The organism is Bacillus sp. RC240, from assembly GCF_044907945.1.
Classification (GTDB): domain Bacteria; phylum Bacillota; class Bacilli; order Bacillales; family Bacillaceae_G; genus Bacillus_A; species Bacillus_A mycoides.
The window spans coordinates 144,192-160,821 of sequence record NZ_JBIYCT010000005.1; the positions used below are offsets into that span (position 1 = coordinate 144,192).

Here is a 16,630-nt window from a genome sequence, read left to right on the forward strand (position 1 = left end):
TCTTTACGCAACTTTCTCTTCCGAAGTAATTCCGCGAATTTCATCAGCAGAACGGATTGGATATTTGCGGAACACAATGGAACCGACGTATCCAACAATAGTGGTAACGATTCCACATAATACGGCAGCAATCGTTACTTTTATTACATCATTAAATCCGAACAGTACGAGAAGTCCTGGAATTGGTGATGCTGTCCCTGGTGCATTATTAACGAGCTGGAATAGCGACGTAATAATACCGGCAAGCGCACCGCCAACAAAGTTTGTCATATAGATAGGAATTGGATTTGCTGAGACAACATCGGCCTGTGTTAACGGCTCGATTGCCACGGCGATTGTATCTTTCTTTGAACAGATTTTTAGTCGTTTAAAGAAAATGAAGTTCATTGGGGCAGAAGCTGCTACGGCAAGACTACCAATTGCCATTGGTAAACCAGTTAATCCAAGCATTGCAGTTAGTGCCATAGAACTTAATGGAGATGTAGAAATAACTGTTATTAATCCACCAAGCATAATACCCATAATGATAGGACTTTCTGTAGTTGCAACTGAAATCATAGAACCGATTTTACCAAGTGTTGCGTTAACGAGTGGATCCATAAGCATGGCCATTCCGCGTGAAATTGGTGCAGCGATAAATAGGATTGCTAAAAACTCTACACCAGCTGGTAATTTCTTTTCGAGAAACTTCACGACGAAGGCACAAACGTATCCAGCGAAAAATCCTGGTAAAATACCGAATCCGCTAGTAGCGATACCGATTAAAACAGCGTATACGGGTGAGACACCGATTGCTAATGCGACTAAAATTGCCGCTGCGACACCGCTCATGCTACCAGAAGCTACTCCTACTGATTGTAAAAAGTCATTATGAAACATTTCTCCACCAATATAACGGTGAAATGCTTCAATAAGAAAACTTGCGATTGCTGCATTAGCTAAAGCGCCCATTGCTTTCATTCCGTAAGGCGCACGGTAACTGAAAAGTGTAAATAGACAAAGTACAACAAGTAATAGTGCTAAACCTTGCAAGATAGCCATTTGAAAATTGTCTCCTTTGATTTTTGTAATAAAAATTTGTATCATTCAATAATAATATAAAAGTTTGTTAAACGGAAAAATTTTTTATTGGGAAATCGCTGTAAGGTGAAAAACTCTTACAATAATGTAAGGAAAGTGTAAGGCATTTCGATAGAGTATAGTATGCCTTTTTTCGTATAATACAGGTATAGACATACGGCTAGTGAGAAAGCAGTGCAAACAGGAGGCGCATTTATGAAATTGGTAATTAAAGTTTTAGCTGTGTTCGCCATTATTTTAGGTGGAACAGCATATTATTTAAACACGAAAACAGAAGGTGTGCATGCTTTTGTAGACAACTTCTTTTCAAATAAAGAAATACAAGATTATTATGCTGTTATAGATAAAAGTGAGAAAAAAGACGATGAATATTTGTATACATTTAAAGGGTATACAGAAGATGGAAAGCTACAAGTTATTAAAAGAATGGTGAACCGTGAATTGCATACGGGTGCTTTTATAAAAATTTATGCAAAAGGTATGCAGGGAAAAGGATGGGCTGAAATCTCGAAAGAATCAATCCCGCAAAAAGCGTTGCAAAAAATAGAAAAACCATAAAAGGAGCGAATCGTTCGCTCCTTTTTTAGTGCGTTAAAATGGTGATAGCTGAACTTTCTTTATTAGAAATGATTTTTGCCCTTCCGCCAATTGGGAAAGTAAAGATTGGAGTTGTATGTCCGAAACTGGCATTCGCAATAATAGGGATATGAGCAAGTTCAGGCTTTGAAGCAATCATTTCTTGAATGTCCTCTATCATACATTCTGTTCCTTTTTGCATTCTTCCTATAACGATGCCTTTTACGTATTCAAAATCAGTTTGCTGCATAAGAGAATGTAAATATCGATCGAAAGTTTTAAGTGTAGCTTTTCCCGTTAAACTATCTTCTTCAAGAAATAAAACTTTATTTCTTAAGCTTGGCATATATGGTGTACCTTGCAGTAAATTAAATGTGCTCATATTGCCACCAATAATATCTCCCATCGCTTCCCCTTCTTGAATTGAAACATATCCTTCATTTTTAATAAATTCTCGATTTTCTTGATCCATATACCAAGAATCATCGCTCCAAGTTTCAGCTGGTAGTATTTCAATAGGTTCATGAGAAGTTAAGCACTTTAAAAAGTAATCGGTCGTATAATCGAGTCCTTTCTCCATTCCAAATGAAGAGAAGTGAGGACCTGAATATGTAACTAAGCCTGTTTTAGCATAAATCGCGTTACTTAAAGCGGTAATATCAGAATAACCGCAGAAAATTTTCGGATTTTCTCGAATTAAATCATAATCGAGATGTTTCAATAAACCATTAGAGTTGTATCCGCCAAGTGTCGTCAAAATGGCTTTTACATTAGGATCTCTAAATGCTTCGTGGAGGTCTTGAACTCGTGAAGAAATAGAAGAGGAAGCGAATCGATCTATCTCATCAGCATATTTTGAGAATGTAACTTGAAAGCCTATGTCGGTTAATCTTTTTATAGCAAGGTCTCTGTTTTCATTTGAGACAATACTTAAACTACAAGATGGTGAAATAACCCTTATTTCATCACCTTTTTTTAACTTTGTTGGTAGCACCAAATTCACCCCTTGAAATGAAAGAATATTTAGATTTAAAAAATATTTTAACATATGAAATAAAGTGAAGGTGAATTATTTTTTGAAAAGGAGTTTTCCTGATTTTTCAGCAGACAGACAGAGTCTTTTTTTGATATGATAGGAAAAGTGATTTATTATAAGTAGTATTTAATATCTATAACATTTGAAGGGTGTGCAAGACGTGAAGAAACAACTTGCAGGCTTGCCGGTACACGTTCATTTCGTAACAGAAATCCGTGAAGGGGCGAGGAAGGAAACCGTTGCTTTTGAAGCAAATGGTCAATACTATGTAAAAGGTCAAGGTACATATATAACATTCCAAGAGCCGAACGAACAAGGCGAAGTGAAAACAATTATTAAAATTCAAGATGAACAAGTTCTCATTATGCGCTCAGGTGCTATTTCTATGCGTCAGACGCATGTGAAAGGTGAATGGACAACTGGTACGTATACGAGTGAACTTGGTACGTTTGCATTGCAAACGAAAACTGATAACGTTCTTTTTAAATGGTCGGATGAAAAGAAAAAAGGACAACTCTTCTTAACGTACGCATTGCTTCTAAGTGAACAAGAAGCTGGCAGATATACAATTACACTTAATTTGAAGGAGGCAAAATAATGAATTCTTTAGAACAAGTAAAAGGATTGATTAAAGAAGAAATTCAAGCTGCTGTATTAAAGGCAGAACTAGCGACAGAAGAACAAATTCCAAACGTTGTATTAGAATCTCCAAAAGATAAAACAAATGGTGACTTCTCTACAAATATGGCAATGCAACTTGCACGCGTTGCGAAAAAAGCACCTCGTATGATTGCAGAAGAATTAGTTGCAAACTTCGATAAAGCAAAAGCTTCTATTGAAAAAATTGAAATCGCTGGTCCTGGTTTCATTAACTTCTACATGGATAATAGCTACTTAACAGACTTAATCCCAACAATCGTCAACGCTGGTGAAGCATACGGTGAAACGAATACTGGTAAAGGTGAAAAAGTACAAATTGAGTTCGTATCTGCGAATCCAACAGGCGATCTTCACTTAGGACATGCACGTGGTGCGGCAGTAGGTGACACTTTATGTAACGTATTAGCAAAAGCAGGATATGATGTATCTCGTGAGTACTACATTAATGATGCTGGTAACCAAATTCATAACTTAGCTCTTTCTGTTGAAGCTCGTTACATGCAAGCTTTAGGTTTAGAGAAAGAAATGCCAGAAGACGGTTACCATGGTGCGGACATCATTGGAATTGGTAAACGCTTAGCTGAAGAGTTTGGCGATCGTTATGCAAAAGCTGATGCAGAAGAAAGCTATGAATTCTATCGTTCATACGGTTTAAAATATGAGTTAGCAAAACTTCAAAAAGATTTAGCAAGCTTCCGTGTTAACTTCGATGTGTGGTTCTCAGAAACATCATTATACAAAAACGGAAAAATTGATCAGGCTCTTGCTGTATTAAAAGAGCGTGACGAAATCTTTGAAGAAGGCGGAGCAACTTGGTTCCGTTCAATGACTTACGGTGACGACAAAAACCGTGTATTAATTAAAAATGACGGTTCTTACACATACTTAACGCCAGATATCGCTTATCACCGTGATAAATTAGAGCGTGGTTTCGATAAGCTAATCAACATTTGGGGTGCTGACCACCACGGTTACATTCCTCGTATGAAAGCTGCTATTCAAGCACTAGGTTACGATAAAGAAACACTTGAAGTAGAAATCATCCAAATGGTACAACTGTACCAAAATGGTGAAAAAATGAAAATGAGTAAGCGTACAGGTAAAGCAGTTACACTTCGTGAGCTTATGGAAGAAGTAGGCGTGGACGCAATGCGATACTTCTTCGCAATGCGTAGCGGTGATTCTCATTTAGACTTCGATATGGACTTAGCTGTATCAAAATCTAATGAAAACCCAGTATACTATGCACAATATGCACATGCTCGTGTATGCAGTATCCTTCGTCAAGGTGAAGAGTTAGGATTAGCTACAGGCGGAGACGTAAATTACAAACTTGTTACTTCTGAGAAAGAAGTAGAGTTACTGAAAAAACTTGGTGAATTCCCAGCTGTAGTTGCGGATGCAGCGCAAAAACGTCTGCCACACCGCATTACAAGCTATGCATTTGAATTAGCTGCAGCATTACACAGCTTCTACAATGCAGAAAAAGTATTAAACCAAGATAACTTAGAATTAAGTAAAGCTCGTTACGAATTAATGAAAGCAGTACGCACGACACTTCAAAATGCATTAGCAATCGTAGGAGTATCTGCACCAGAAAAAATGTAATAAAGAAAAGCGGAGCCGACTGTTTAGTCCCGAAGGCTAAGGTTCTTAGACAGAAGGGGCTAGGAGGCAGAGCTAGACATAAAGAAAAGCGGAGCCGAGTGTTCGTTTTAAATAAAAAGCAATCACATGATGTTGTGATTGCTTTTTTATATGGAATAATAAAAAAAATTATCCAACAAAAGGAGAGCTTGCATCGTCTTATATAAGTGACAGGGGGGTACGATGGAAGAAAAGATGGAGAGATCGAGTATTGGATTTGTTTCATAAAGAAGGGCCTTGTAAGAGGCCCTTTTTCTATTGAATTGTATAAGTAACAGAAAAGCTAACAGGACTGTAGTAAACGAAAGGTGCATGAAATTGAACATACATATTCCCATCTGTTTTTGCGGTAAAAATTCTCCCATAACCATCAGAATAACGTCCGATGAGATTATTATTTGTATCGTAAATGCTGTAACTAGGGGTTTTACTATTAGGATGAATTGTTAGCTCTTGTCCTTTTTTAAGGTAAATTGGTTCTTTTTCAGAGCTACTGCCAGTTTGAATAGAATAAAATTTTGTGAATTTCTGTTCTTGAGTAGCTGCAGCAGCCTTTGTTTCAGGAATAAAAGCGGTAGCTCCTGTAACACCTGCTAAAGTCAATGCGCCTGCTAGAATAATTTTTTTCATAGTAGAAAAGCCTCCTTATTAGTTGTAATCATTTTCGTTACAGTTAACATTGTATACGATAATTAATAGGAGAAAATATGCGTTTATGCATATATATTTTTTCTCAATAAAAAACCACCGAAGAGATCGATGGTTTTACGTATTATTAAGCCGCTTTTTGTTCTATTTGATTAACAGGTTTTTGGAGTGTGTTATAAACGCCTGTTCCGATGATTTCTAATGCCATTTTCATACGTTCTGGCGAAATGTTTTCTAATACATTATCTTGAGGTGTGTGATATACCTTTTCAATATGATAGATTAATGGATTCCAACTATCGACGCCCATCCAAATAAATAGTGCAGAAGGAATACCCACTTCAGCAAATGGTACGTGATCACTAGAGCCGAATTTTCCTTGAAGAACAAGATTATTATTTAATTGTTTACCTGCTTGCAAGGCAGCATCTGTTACAAGGTTTGTAGAACCATCAGGAGTCATAGCATATAAATTTTTTGCTTTATCATAATTTGTTGCAACCATGTCTGCGTTAAAGACACCTAAAATTCGATCACGTTCCTTTTGGGACAGACTATTAACATAATAATCAGAGCCAAGTAAGCCAGTTTCCTCAGAACCAAAAGCAATAAAACGAATTTCTTTATCAGTTTCTACATTTTGAAAAGTACGAGCCAGTTCTAATACTAATCCTGTACCAGAAGCATTATCATTTGCCCCAGGTGCTCCAACGACACTATCGTAGTGTGAACTTACAACGACGGCCTTTTCATTACCTGTACTATTTTTTGGTTTCTTTTTAGCGATGACATTTAAGGATGTTAAATTAGATTCATGTCTCGCTTTTAGGGAAAGAATTGTTGTCTCTTTTTTAGCGATTTCTTCTTTAAATGCATTTCCTTGAGCATAAGCAAGACCGAAGACAGGGATAGCCTGTTTTTTAGTTAAGCGAGGATTGAAAGTTTGTCCATAGTTTCCGCGTCCGCCAATTAAGCTGTATAAAAGAACACCTTTTGCCCCTTTACTAACAGCATTTTCAACCTGTTTATTATAATCTGCTACTGTTGCACCTCTTTCGAATAAAACAATTTTTCCGTTTACCTCATTTGGAATATCGTCTAATTTTGTACCACCTTGAACAAAGATAAGCGGAGCTGTAACAGCTTCTGTAGAAATTAGTGCATTTGGAGCAGCACCAGCTTGCCAATTACGCTTTGTCCCTAATGGTGATTCGATAAATCCAACGTATTGATCCGGCACTTGAAAGGGTTGGTACTCTACTTCATATCCCATTGATTTAAGCTTCATACCAACATAGCGAGAAGCCCATTCTTCTGATTTTGTACCACCTGGACGGGGACCGATTGTTTCGGATAAGAAACGGATATGCTCGATGGCGCGGTTTGCATCAACTTGTTTTGTAATAGGTGGAGTCTGTGTAATTTCTGACGTGGAATCAGCTTTTGCTTGTCCGATTGGAGCTAAGCTAACGGCGAGTGATACAGCAAGCAAGGAGCTTACTATTTTTTGTTTCAGTGATTTTCTCATTTTTTCCTCTCCCATTCTTCTATTCTCTCTGACTGACAAAAGAAGACGGATAACGACTATATTTTACCTTTATATGTATGAATTTTCAATAAATGTATGTTGAGAAATAAAAAACGCTATATGCATATTTGCATATTTTTAGCGGAGATATGTATGCTATCATTTTAAATGAAGGATCGCTTTCTGTTTGGAAGGCTCCTACATTGCATGAATCTAGTGTACCCAAACTTTAGATTATGTAGGGAAAAGAGATCCGTTATAGGATTTCTTTTCTTTTGTTTGAATCATGTGATGATAACTATGTTTCCGCATTTCATAATTATCATCAGTGATATATGTAAGGCATCCATATGAAAATACGAGGCTGTTCAAGAGTTTTCCGTACTTTTGGACAGCCTCACCCCGTTAAAAAGGTGATACTTTGATGTATCACCTTTTTATTTTTATAAGCTTTCTGTTTATGGGGATGTTACATAATCAAAAACAGCCGCTTTAGTAGAAGGAATCTACAAAACGGCTATTTTTGATTATAGTTGAGTTAAAATAATTGGCTCGCCACGAGTGACGACAACTGTATGTTCACATTGTGCAACAAGGCTTTTATCTGGTGTAACGAATGTCCAACCATCATCACCGCGCTCAATGATATGATCAGCTTTCATAGAGATGAATGGTTCTACAGCGATAACAAGACCGTCTTTTAGAAGCGCATTATCCATTGGATCATAGTAGCTTAAGATGTGGTTTGGAGCTTCGTGTAAGCTAAGACCAATACCGTGACCAGTTAAGTTTTGAATAACGTTATATCCACTTTTATGTGCAAAGTTAGAAACAGCACGACCAATTTGATTTTGTTTTGAGCCAGCTTTTACTTTTTTCATTGCTTCCCAAAATGAGTCTACTGCTGCTTGGCAAAGTTTTTCTTTTTCTTCATCGTCACCAAGAACAAATGAGATACCTGTATCTGCATAATATCCGTCAAGTGCTGCCGATACGTCTACGTTTACTAAATCGCCTTCTTTTAATACGCGATCGCTTGGAATACCGTGAGCAACTTCTTCGTTTACACTAATGCAAGTTACACCTGGGAATTTATATTCTTTTTCAGGCGCTGAAATAGCACCGTTCTCGTCTAATACTTTTTTACCAATTAAATCAAGCTCTTTCGTTGTCATACCTGGCTTCGCTTGTTTTTTCATTTCTTCGCGTGCAAGTGCAACGATGCGGCCGATTTTTCGTAAACCTTCTAAATCTTGTTCATTACGAATAATCATGAAAACCACTGTCCTTCCTCGAATATATGTCTTATCCGATTGTATCATGTTTGTTTTTGTACTGCTACTCGCATGCGGTATGCAGGCTGATTCCTCTCATAAAGAATACATGACAATTGTCATATGGATGTCATGACGCATCATACTGTTTCCTAACTTTTCCAACGCATACAATGTAAATATAAGAAACGGCGGGGGTGGAGAGATGGAAAAGATTATTGAAGTAAATGGTGTTTCTAAAACATTTAAACATAAAAAAGCAGTAAATAACGTTTCATTTCATGTAAATAAAGGGCAAATAGTAGCATTACTCGGCCCAAATGGTGCGGGGAAAACAACGACAATTTCAATGATGCTCGGATTAAAAGATCCGACAGAAGGGAATGTTTCGATATTTGGAAAGAGCCCGAAGCATAGAGATGTTCGTAATAGCCTCGGTGCGATGTTGCAAGAAGTAAGCGTTATTGACAGCATCACAGTAGAAGAGGCAATTGAGTTATTCCGTAGTTATTATACGAATCCAGTAGCGAAAGAAACATTACTTCAGCTATCGAATTTAGAATCAGAGCGAAAGCAAAGATGTGAAAAGTTATCAGGTGGTCAAAAGAGAAGGTTGAATTTTGCACTCGCACTTGCGGGAAATCCAGATTTATTATTTTTAGATGAACCAACTGTAGGGATGGACATTACGTCTCGAAAAGTGTTTTGGGAAACGATTCGAAAGTTAGCAAGTGAAGGGAAAACGATTATTTTAACGACGCACTATTTAGAAGAAGCAGATGCGTTAGCGGACCGTATTTTATTATTCGCAAACGGAAAAATTATCGCAGATGGTACGCCGGATGAAATGAAAGCGACGATTTCTCGAAAAACGATCTCGTTTTATTCAAAAGAAAGTATCCCTACGGGCCTGCTAAAGGAATTGCCGAATGTAACAGGAGTACAGTCAAATGAGGGGCGGATTATTTTAACAACGGAGGATACCGATGCCACGTTACAAGCAATTTATCAAAAGAACTTACCTGTAACAGATATTTCAGTTGAACGTGGAAGTCTCGATGAAGCATTTGAACAGTTTGTCGCAAATCAGAAGGGGGAAATCGCATGAGAGCATTATGGATGCAATGTAAAATAGAGGTTTTACGTACGTTCCGCAATAAATTATTCATCTTTTTCTCATTATTAATGCCAGTTATGTTTTACTACATCTTTACAAATGTTGTTCAAGTCCCGCAAAACGGAGATGCATGGAAAGCACATTATTTAATTTCAATGGCGACTTTCAGTATTGTAGGGACTGCCCTTTTTAGTTTCGGTGTGAGACTTTCTCAGGAAAAAGGGCAAGGATGGACACATTTGTTAAAAATTACACCACTTCCAGAGGGAGCATATTTAGCAGCTAAAATTATTGCTCAAACAGTAGTGAATGCTTTTTCAATCTTAGTTATTTTTATGGCAGGAATATTAATTAATAATGTTGAGTTGACGATAGGCCAATGGATTGGTGCAGGATTATGGCTATTACTAGGCGTGACACCATTTTTAGCCCTTGGAACAGTAATAGGTTCAATTAAGAAGGCGGATGCAGCAGCTGGTTTAGCCAATATTTTAAATATGAGTCTAGCTGTAATTGGCGGGTTATGGATGCCAATTGAAGTGTTCCCGAAAATATTAAGATCTATCGGTGAATGGACACCAACATACCACTTTGGAAGCGGTGCATGGGACATTGTAGCTGGAAAATCGATTGGGTGGGAAAATATCGCGGTACTAGGAGGTTATTTCCTTATATTTGTTGTAGTATCAATATATATAAGAAAAAGACAGGAAGCGGTATAAATGATAGAGAAGAAGAGGTTTGAAGTTTTTCCGAAACAGATGGGTTTCTTCCCATATATGTGGCTCGTGTATTTATTATTTCCAATCTATAATTTAACGCAAGTATCAGGATGGAAGCTTGTAATAGGGATCGGTATGTTGATAGTCTTCACCGTCACATACCGTCAACTTTATTTTGTTAACAAAACGTTCATTTTGTGGGCGTGTATTCAAATGGTGCTCACATTCTCATTTGCTTTATTTTATAATCCCTTCATGATATTGTTCGGATATTTTACGGCGAGTGCGATGGGATTTGCGCCAAGTAAGAAGGCATTTCGTGTGTTGTTATGTTTATTAGTTGTAATGCTTGGAGCTTTTATATTTGTAAATGTTAATCAACTAACAATCCCGAGTTTAGTGAATATCGTTCCGATGTTTATTTTAATGCTACTTACACCATTTGGAATGCGTAATTTTAATCAAAAAAAGATGTTAAAGAATCAATTAAATGAAGCGAACGAGCAAATTAAAGACTTAGTAAAACGTGAAGAGCGCCAGCGAATTGCAAGAGATCTTCATGACACGTTAGGACACACATTATCTCTTATTACTTTGAAAAGTCAGCTCGTGGAGAAGTTAATTGTGAAAAATCCAGATCGTGCAAGTATGGAAGCGAAGGAAATTACACAAACATCTCGTACCGCTTTAAAACAGTTGCGAGAGTTAATTTCTGATATGCGTATGATTACAGTGGAAGAAGAACTTGAGCAAATAAAAGCGATTTTGCAAGCAGCCAATATTGAATTGGAAGTAAAGCAAGAGGCTAATTCTAGTTCGCTATCGCCAATTGAGCAAAATATTTTAGGTATGTGTTTACGTGAAGCTGTTACGAATGTCGTGAAGCATAGTAAGGCAAAGGCATGTACAGTTTCTATATTAGAATCACAGGGTGAGTTAATTTTGAAAGTAGAAGATAATGGCGTAGGTTTGGAAAATCAAAGTCATGATGGAAACGGTATTCGAGGTATGAAGGATCGGATTTCCCTTATTGATGGAATAGTTGAACTGGATACGATCAATCCAGGGACACTGTTAACGGTGAAAGTTCCAATTGTAATTAGAACAGGAAAAGATGAGGTGAGGGCATGATTCGAATTATTATTGCAGAAGATCAACGAATGCTTCGTGGTGCATTAGGAGCCCTACTTGATTTAGAAGACGATATTGAAGTAATTGGGCAAGCTGCGAATGGTGAAGAAGCGTTAAAATTAATTGAATCGTTAAAGCCAGATATAAGTATTATGGATATTGAAATGCCGATCCAAAGTGGTTTAGATGTTGCTGAAATTTTAAAGAAAGAAAAATCATCTTGTAAAGTAATGATTTTAACAACATTTGCGCGTCCTGGTTATTTTGAAAGGGCAATGAAAGCTGGTGTTCACGGGTATTTATTAAAGGATAGCCCGAGTGAAGATTTAGCTTCAGCAATTCGAAATGTTATGAAAGGGAAGCGAGAGATTTCTCAGGAGTTAATGTTTGGCTTATGGCAGGAGAAAAATCCGTTATCAGAACGTGAAAAAGAAGTGCTTTTACTTGCGAAAGAAGGAAAGACTACAAATGAAATTGCTAAGATGCTTTATCTTTCGCCTGGTACAGTACGTAATTATATTTCTGAAGTATTAGCGAAACTGGAAGCAAAAAATAGAATTGAGGCAATTACAATTGCGGAAGAAAAGGGATGGATATAAAAAGAAGTTTACCTATGAGTGGTAAACTTCTTTTTTCTTATAAACAACGGTTTCACTAGAGAATTCCGTCTCAGCTGAGTCGCTTGGAATTTGAAGTGTAGTACGTAATGTAGATTTTGCTTCATTTTTCGACAAAAAATTTGTTATAGTAAGATTAGGTTGTTGGTCTAAATTTTGGACAACTTTGCCACTAACAGTTGTAATTACTCCATTTTTATCTACTTTTACAATGAGATCTTGACCATATACTTTATAGTTTTTGTGAATTTGTGCAAGGCGAACTTCGGTTTTATTTGCTTTTGTATCTTTATTTGTAGGTCGGGAATCTACATTCATTTCAGTTGTCACTCACTCTTGTTGGGCTTTAGCCTCGTTTATCTCATCTTTTAAATACTTTTTTGCCATATTTTTTTCGTATTATTTTGAGATTGTGTTAATTTTTTTATCGTTAAACTAGGCTGAGCAATTTCAACTTTTACTTCATTTTTATCTAATTCTTGGGTGTGAATAGCTTCTGCTGATAAAGGATAAAGAAGACCGAATGTAACGAAAGCACGGGCAAATTTTCTATAATTTATCTATAAAATTACTAGTCTATTATATTATGTGAGATGGATTGTATGAAAAATTTGCCGAATTTTATATATATTATGCATTATTTCATATCAAAAATTGTCGAATTCACATTATTGTAGTGGTATGACAACTTAAAAAATTAGATTGTTATAATGGGATGGTGAGTAAGTATGCACGCAGAAAAATTAGGAAGCGAAATAAAGAAAATTAGGGTGATGAGAGGATTAACACAAAAACGGTTATCCGATAATATATGTCACCAATCGGAAGTGAGCCGAATTGAATCGGGCGCGGTATACCCAAGTATGGATATATTGCAAGGTATTGCGGCGAAATTACAAGTTCCCATTATTCATTTTTATGAGGTACTCATTTATTCTGATATTGAGAGGAATAAGCAGTTAAAAGATCAAATTATTATGCTTTGTAAGCAAAAGAAATATAAAGAAATTTATAATAGGGTATGGAATGAGTTGAAGAAGGAAGAATATCATCCCGAGCTTGAGCAATTTCTTCAATGGCAATATCATGTAGCTGCTTACATATTGAAAAAAATCGATTACGATTATTGTATTTTAGAATTAAAGAAATTGCTCAATCAACAATTGGTAGGAATAGATGTATATCAGAATCTTTATATTGAAAACGCAATTGCAAACATTTATGCTGAAAATGGCTATTTTAAGAAGAGTATTGAGTTATTTGAAAATATATTAAAACAATTAGAGGCATTGCATGATAATAAAGAGTTTGATGTGAAGGTGAGACATAATCATGCAAAAGCATTATACTTAGATAATCAATATGAAGAAGCGCTTTGTCACGTAAATAAAGCCATTGAACTATCGTGTCAAATTAATAGTATGACATTGATTGGACAGTTATACTATCAAAAAGGTGAATGCCTAGAAAAGCTAGAGTGTGATAGAGCAGAAATTGAAGATGCTTATGAAAAAGCGTGCTTCTTTTTCGATATATTAGGAATCCATGCATTAAAAGAATCACTTATAAAAAAAATGAAGAAATAAAAAAGACCTAAAAAACAAATATGCATAATTGCATACGATATGGATAAATTTTCATGATATATTTAAAGAAAAAATGTGGGTGATGGAATATGAAAAAACTACTTATTGGTAGTCTATTAACGTTAGCGATGGCATGGGGTATTTCACTAGGAGATACAGCTTTAGAGAAAAGTCAAGTGATTTCCTATAATGATCAAGAGATACAATTAGCTTCAGATGTACCTTTTGAGTACTAAAAAACAACCGTCTTACTTAGACGGTTGTTTTTTTGTGGAGTAACATCCAAACATCTTTACTAGAAACAGGTTTGCTAAAGAGGAATCCTTGAATATGGTCACAGTTTTGTTCATGTAAAAACTTCCATTGTTCTTCTGTTTCTACACCTTCCGCAATAACCTCTAAATTTAATTCTTTCGATAGCTTAATAATGGAAGCGATAATCGCTTCTTCTAAAGGGCTATTTGTAATTCCACAAATAAATTCTCGAGCAATTTTTAATGTATTGATTGGATATTTCGTTAAATAAGCTAAAGAACTATAACCAGTTCCAAAATCATCAATTGAAATTTGAATACCGAGATTTTGAAGTTCTTCTAGTTTAGCAATTACAGAATGATTTTGATTAATCGCGATACTTTCCGTAATCTCAATATCTAGTGCTTCCGGTTTTAGTTCGGTTTCTTCCAAGACTTTTGAAATAGTTGGGATTAAATCTGAACGGTTAAATTGAACAACAGATAAATTCACACCAACCTTTAAGTGAGAAAACCCTTGGTTATGCCACTTCTTTGCTTCTAAGCAGGCTGTACGTAAGATCCAATTACCAAGTTCAATAATAAATCCTGTCTCCTCTGCTAGAGGGATGAATTGGGCAGGTGATACAATTCCGAGTTTTGGGTGTTTCCAACGAATTAACGCCTCGAAACCGATAATTTGTTTTGTTTTTGTGTTTACTTGTGGCTGGTATTCAAGGAAAAATTCATTTTGTTGTAGTGCTTTTGAAAGCTCACCTTCTAGGAAGTGTATTTCATTTTGCGCAATACTCATTTCTTTTGAGAAGAAAACGAATCTGTTTTTTCCATTTGCTTTTGCTCGATACATAGCCATATCTGCATTTTTCATTAATTCGGTTACATCGGTTCCATAGTCAGGGTACATTGCAATTCCGATACTCGGTGTAACAGAAAGTTCTTCATCTTTAATAAAGTAAGGCTTATTTAAGATAGTTAAAATTTGTTCAGCTATAAAAGAAGCACTTTTTTCAGAGTACATATCTGGTAATAGAATCGTAAATTCATCTCCGCCTTGGCGGGCAACGATATCTTTTGAACGTAAACATCCACGTAATCTTTTTGCTACTTCAATTAATAATAAATCCCCGACATCATGGCCGAGTCGATCGTTAATTTTTTTAAATCGATCTAGGTCGAGGAACATAACCGCAACGTCATTAGTGTTGTTTTGAGCTAGATTTAAAATCGTTTTTAAATCTTTTTCGAATTTCCGTCGATTCGGTAGTCCTGTAAGTGCATCATGGAAAGCCATATGCTCTACTTGCTTTTGTTTTTCATATAAAGTTGTAATATCACGTGCTATACCAAACATCCCAACAACTTCTTTATTTATAAAAATAGGGATGAATGTAATGTGAAGGTGATAATAATAGCCTTCTTTTTCTTTTGTACGAATTTCTAGAGTTTGTGGTCTACCTTCTTTTGTAATTTGTAAAGATTTCTTCAATAATTCATGATCTTGTGGATCAATGAAGTGTTGAAGAGAATAGCTTGTTACTTCACAATAATAGGCTGTAAATAAACTTTCACAAGCCTTATTAGATTGTTGAAAAATCCCGTTCATATTTAAAGAAAAAACAGCATCAGGATGATCTTCGAATAAAGATTTATAACGTTGTTCACTTTTTGATAGGGCAGATACGCCTTCTTCAACTTCATCTTCTAGTTGTGTAGTCAACTGTTCATACGTATCGATTAATACTTGATTATCTTTCCACATGTAAAGTTGTCGTAGGAATAATAATACTAGTGATAATACTAGACCGATTAGCATGAACTTATCATCCCAAGGTTGAATAACAACAAAGGAAAAAGTAATGATTATACTAAAATAAGGTAATATAAAGCGTACATAATCGAATCGATAATATTTCGTTTTCGTTTCATGTTGCATTGGTTTATCCAAAATGTACAGTATGGACGATAAACCGATTAGTAAAATCGAAGCAGTATGTATTAAATAAGAGACTTCAGAAGAAGTTCCCATTCCCATTTTTAATTGGAATAGGTGTATATATCCGTATGCAAGTATGATAGTAAAGCCAATAATTAATGAGATTCTACTAGAAGAATACCGTTCTCTTCTATATAGGCTAATAACGGCGTAAATTACTAATGATTGTGCGATAAAATACCCAATCAAAATCCACGTGTCCTTTGTTAACATACGAAAGCTTGAAATATCTAAAATAAAGGTTAAGGTAAAATAAATATTCATAATAATAATGAATATGCTATCGAATGAAAATTGAGCAAGACCCCTAATGGAGTAATGTTTTATAAACTTTATAGCAAAGCCAGAAAAAAGCAAAATATATTGTATGATGAAAAAAGGTAGTGATTCATATGAGAATATAACTTGATCATAAATAGAAAGTGAATGAAGAAATAAAGTTATTTCCATAATTAGTCCACATATGCAAGTACATAGTAGTAAAACCCAAAATAGTTTATCACCGCGCTTCATTTTTTTAATTGCTTTATATAAGCAATAGCAAGAAAAGAGTGCAGCAAAACAAAATAAGAAGAGAATTCCAATTTCTTTTATATTTAAATCCTTAGGGATAAGGAATATCCAAAGAGAAAATATAATTATATACATCATGACAAATTGTACATATTTTTTTTGATTAATCATATTATGACTCCGTTTCAATAAGGTTGAATCTCAGGGGAAAATGCTAATCTAAATAATAGCATACAAACGGGGATGTT

16 protein-coding genes are annotated in these 16,630 nt (G+C 35.6%); 9 read left to right on the plus strand and 7 right to left on the minus strand.

Annotated features, from left to right (window positions below; translation table 11 throughout):
* Positions 1 to 3: 3 nt before the first annotated feature.
* Positions 4 to 1,041, minus strand: coding sequence for a PTS sugar transporter subunit IIC (locus tag ABH955_RS18090; RefSeq protein ID WP_002130098.1), 1,038 nt, complete (start codon positions 1,039 to 1,041; stop codon positions 4 to 6).
* Positions 1,042 to 1,275: 234 nt separating this feature from the next.
* Between ABH955_RS18090 and ABH955_RS18095 the strand changes: the two genes are divergently transcribed.
* On the plus strand, positions 1,276 to 1,638 hold the full coding sequence (locus ABH955_RS18095; RefSeq protein ID WP_002130097.1) for a YxeA family protein: 363 nt from the start codon (positions 1,276 to 1,278) through the stop codon (positions 1,636 to 1,638).
* 25 nt (positions 1,639 to 1,663) lie between these two features.
* Here ABH955_RS18095 and ABH955_RS18100 read toward each other — a convergent pair whose 3' ends face one another.
* Positions 1,664 to 2,704 (minus strand): S66 family peptidase, encoded by a 1,041-nt coding sequence (locus tag ABH955_RS18100; protein ID WP_404491417.1) that lies wholly within the window; start codon positions 2,702 to 2,704, stop codon positions 1,664 to 1,666.
* A 148-nt stretch (positions 2,705 to 2,852) separates the two neighbouring features.
* On the opposite strand from ABH955_RS18100, the gene ABH955_RS18105 reads away from it, so the two are divergent.
* Together ABH955_RS18105 and argS are read left to right on the plus strand one after the other, a co-directional pair.
* On the plus strand, positions 2,853 to 3,290 hold the full coding sequence (locus tag ABH955_RS18105) for a YwiB family protein (protein WP_002089794.1): 438 nt from the start codon (positions 2,853 to 2,855) through the stop codon (positions 3,288 to 3,290).
* The gene (gene argS, locus ABH955_RS18110) at positions 3,290 to 4,960 is read left to right on the plus strand and encodes an arginine--tRNA ligase (RefSeq protein WP_002016342.1); all 1,671 of its coding nucleotides are present in this window, start codon (positions 3,290 to 3,292) and stop codon (positions 4,958 to 4,960) included. Before ABH955_RS18105 ends, argS begins: the two co-directional genes overlap by 1 nt.
* A 294-nt stretch (positions 4,961 to 5,254) precedes the next feature.
* Here the strand turns inward: argS and ABH955_RS18115 are convergent, their stop codons facing one another.
* The 3 genes from ABH955_RS18115 to map all read right to left on the minus strand — a co-directional run bounded on the left by ABH955_RS18115 (position 5,255) and on the right by map (position 8,497).
* Entirely contained in the window at positions 5,255 to 5,629 is a 375-nt protein-coding gene (locus tag ABH955_RS18115) for a hypothetical protein (protein ID WP_404454806.1), read from the minus strand.
* 145 nt (positions 5,630 to 5,774) lie between these two features.
* The gene (locus ABH955_RS18120) at positions 5,775 to 7,175 is read right to left on the minus strand and encodes a M28 family metallopeptidase (RefSeq protein ID WP_404491418.1); all 1,401 of its coding nucleotides are present in this window, start codon (positions 7,173 to 7,175) and stop codon (positions 5,775 to 5,777) included.
* 527 nt (positions 7,176 to 7,702) lie between these two features.
* Positions 7,703 to 8,497 carry a type I methionyl aminopeptidase gene (gene map, locus ABH955_RS18125; RefSeq protein ID WP_016121123.1) on the minus strand — a complete coding sequence of 265 codons (795 nt, stop codon included), beginning with the start codon at positions 8,495 to 8,497 and terminating at the stop codon, positions 7,703 to 7,705.
* Positions 8,498 to 8,654: 157 nt separating this feature from the next.
* Here map and ABH955_RS18130 point away from each other — a divergent pair, with 157 nt between their 5' ends.
* Genes ABH955_RS18130 through ABH955_RS18145 form a run of 4 tightly spaced genes read left to right on the plus strand, consistent with a single transcriptional unit; the run spans position 8,655 to position 12,018 of the window.
* Positions 8,655 to 9,557 (plus strand): ABC transporter ATP-binding protein, encoded by a 903-nt coding sequence (locus tag ABH955_RS18130; protein WP_002034877.1) that lies wholly within the window; start codon positions 8,655 to 8,657, stop codon positions 9,555 to 9,557.
* Positions 9,554 to 10,288: an ABC transporter permease gene (locus ABH955_RS18135; RefSeq protein WP_016093649.1), complete on the plus strand. Its 735-nt coding sequence runs from the start codon at positions 9,554 to 9,556 to the stop codon at positions 10,286 to 10,288. Before ABH955_RS18130 ends, ABH955_RS18135 begins: the two co-directional genes overlap by 4 nt.
* Positions 10,289 to 11,419, plus strand: a complete 1,131-nt coding sequence (locus ABH955_RS18140) for a sensor histidine kinase (RefSeq protein ID WP_404491421.1) — start codon at positions 10,289 to 10,291, stop codon at positions 11,417 to 11,419.
* Complete coding sequence (locus ABH955_RS18145; RefSeq protein WP_404454796.1) at positions 11,416 to 12,018, plus strand: response regulator transcription factor; 603 nt, start codon at positions 11,416 to 11,418, stop codon at positions 12,016 to 12,018. The genes ABH955_RS18140 and ABH955_RS18145 overlap by 4 nt, the downstream gene beginning before the upstream one ends.
* 12 nt (positions 12,019 to 12,030) lie before the next feature.
* On the opposite strand, the gene ABH955_RS18150 is transcribed toward ABH955_RS18145, so the two are convergent.
* The gene (locus tag ABH955_RS18150) at positions 12,031 to 12,354 is read right to left on the minus strand and encodes a bacillolysin (protein ID WP_404491423.1); all 324 of its coding nucleotides are present in this window, start codon (positions 12,352 to 12,354) and stop codon (positions 12,031 to 12,033) included.
* 410 nt (positions 12,355 to 12,764) lie between these two features.
* Here ABH955_RS18150 and ABH955_RS18155 point away from each other — a divergent pair, with 410 nt between their 5' ends.
* Entirely contained in the window at positions 12,765 to 13,622 is an 858-nt protein-coding gene (locus ABH955_RS18155) for a helix-turn-helix domain-containing protein (RefSeq protein ID WP_002016331.1), read from the plus strand.
* Positions 13,623 to 13,711: 89 nt separating this feature from the next.
* Positions 13,712 to 13,858 (plus strand): quorum-sensing peptide PapR, encoded by a 147-nt coding sequence (locus ABH955_RS18160; RefSeq protein WP_002016329.1) that lies wholly within the window; start codon positions 13,712 to 13,714, stop codon positions 13,856 to 13,858.
* Between the two features lie 16 nt (positions 13,859 to 13,874).
* Here ABH955_RS18160 and ABH955_RS18165 read toward each other — a convergent pair whose 3' ends face one another.
* Positions 13,875 to 16,553 (minus strand): DUF4084 domain-containing protein, encoded by a 2,679-nt coding sequence (locus tag ABH955_RS18165; protein ID WP_404491425.1) that lies wholly within the window; start codon positions 16,551 to 16,553, stop codon positions 13,875 to 13,877.
* Between the last annotated feature and the right edge of the window lie 77 nt (positions 16,554 to 16,630).

Excerpts from the sequence above, each read along its gene's own strand:
- ABH955_RS18090 (WP_002130098.1), bottom strand. The coding sequence starts at position 1,041 with ATGGCTATCTTGCAAGGTTTAGCACTATTACTTGTTGTACTTTGTCTA.
- ABH955_RS18095 (WP_002130097.1), top strand. The coding sequence starts at position 1,276 with ATGAAATTGGTAATTAAAGTTTTAGCTGTGTTCGCCATTATTTTAGGT.
- ABH955_RS18100 (WP_404491417.1), bottom strand. The coding sequence starts at position 2,704 with ATGTTAAAATATTTTTTAAATCTAAATATTCTTTCATTTCAAGGGGTG.
- argS (WP_002016342.1), top strand. The coding sequence starts at position 3,290 with ATGAATTCTTTAGAACAAGTAAAAGGATTGATTAAAGAAGAAATTCAA.
- ABH955_RS18115 (WP_404454806.1), bottom strand. The coding sequence starts at position 5,629 with ATGAAAAAAATTATTCTAGCAGGCGCATTGACTTTAGCAGGTGTTACA.
- ABH955_RS18120 (WP_404491418.1), bottom strand. The coding sequence starts at position 7,175 with ATGAGAAAATCACTGAAACAAAAAATAGTAAGCTCCTTGCTTGCTGTA.
- map (WP_016121123.1), bottom strand. The coding sequence starts at position 8,497 with ATGATACAATCGGATAAGACATATATTCGAGGAAGGACAGTGGTTTTC.
- ABH955_RS18130 (WP_002034877.1), top strand. The coding sequence starts at position 8,655 with ATGGAAAAGATTATTGAAGTAAATGGTGTTTCTAAAACATTTAAACAT.
- ABH955_RS18135 (WP_016093649.1), top strand. The coding sequence starts at position 9,554 with ATGAGAGCATTATGGATGCAATGTAAAATAGAGGTTTTACGTACGTTC.
- ABH955_RS18140 (WP_404491421.1), top strand. The coding sequence starts at position 10,289 with ATGATAGAGAAGAAGAGGTTTGAAGTTTTTCCGAAACAGATGGGTTTC.
- ABH955_RS18145 (WP_404454796.1), top strand. The coding sequence starts at position 11,416 with ATGATTCGAATTATTATTGCAGAAGATCAACGAATGCTTCGTGGTGCA.
- ABH955_RS18150 (WP_404491423.1), bottom strand. The coding sequence starts at position 12,354 with ATGAATGTAGATTCCCGACCTACAAATAAAGATACAAAAGCAAATAAA.
- ABH955_RS18155 (WP_002016331.1), top strand. The coding sequence starts at position 12,765 with ATGCACGCAGAAAAATTAGGAAGCGAAATAAAGAAAATTAGGGTGATG.
- ABH955_RS18160 (WP_002016329.1), top strand. The coding sequence starts at position 13,712 with ATGAAAAAACTACTTATTGGTAGTCTATTAACGTTAGCGATGGCATGG.
- ABH955_RS18165 (WP_404491425.1), bottom strand. The coding sequence starts at position 16,553 with ATGATTAATCAAAAAAAATATGTACAATTTGTCATGATGTATATAATT.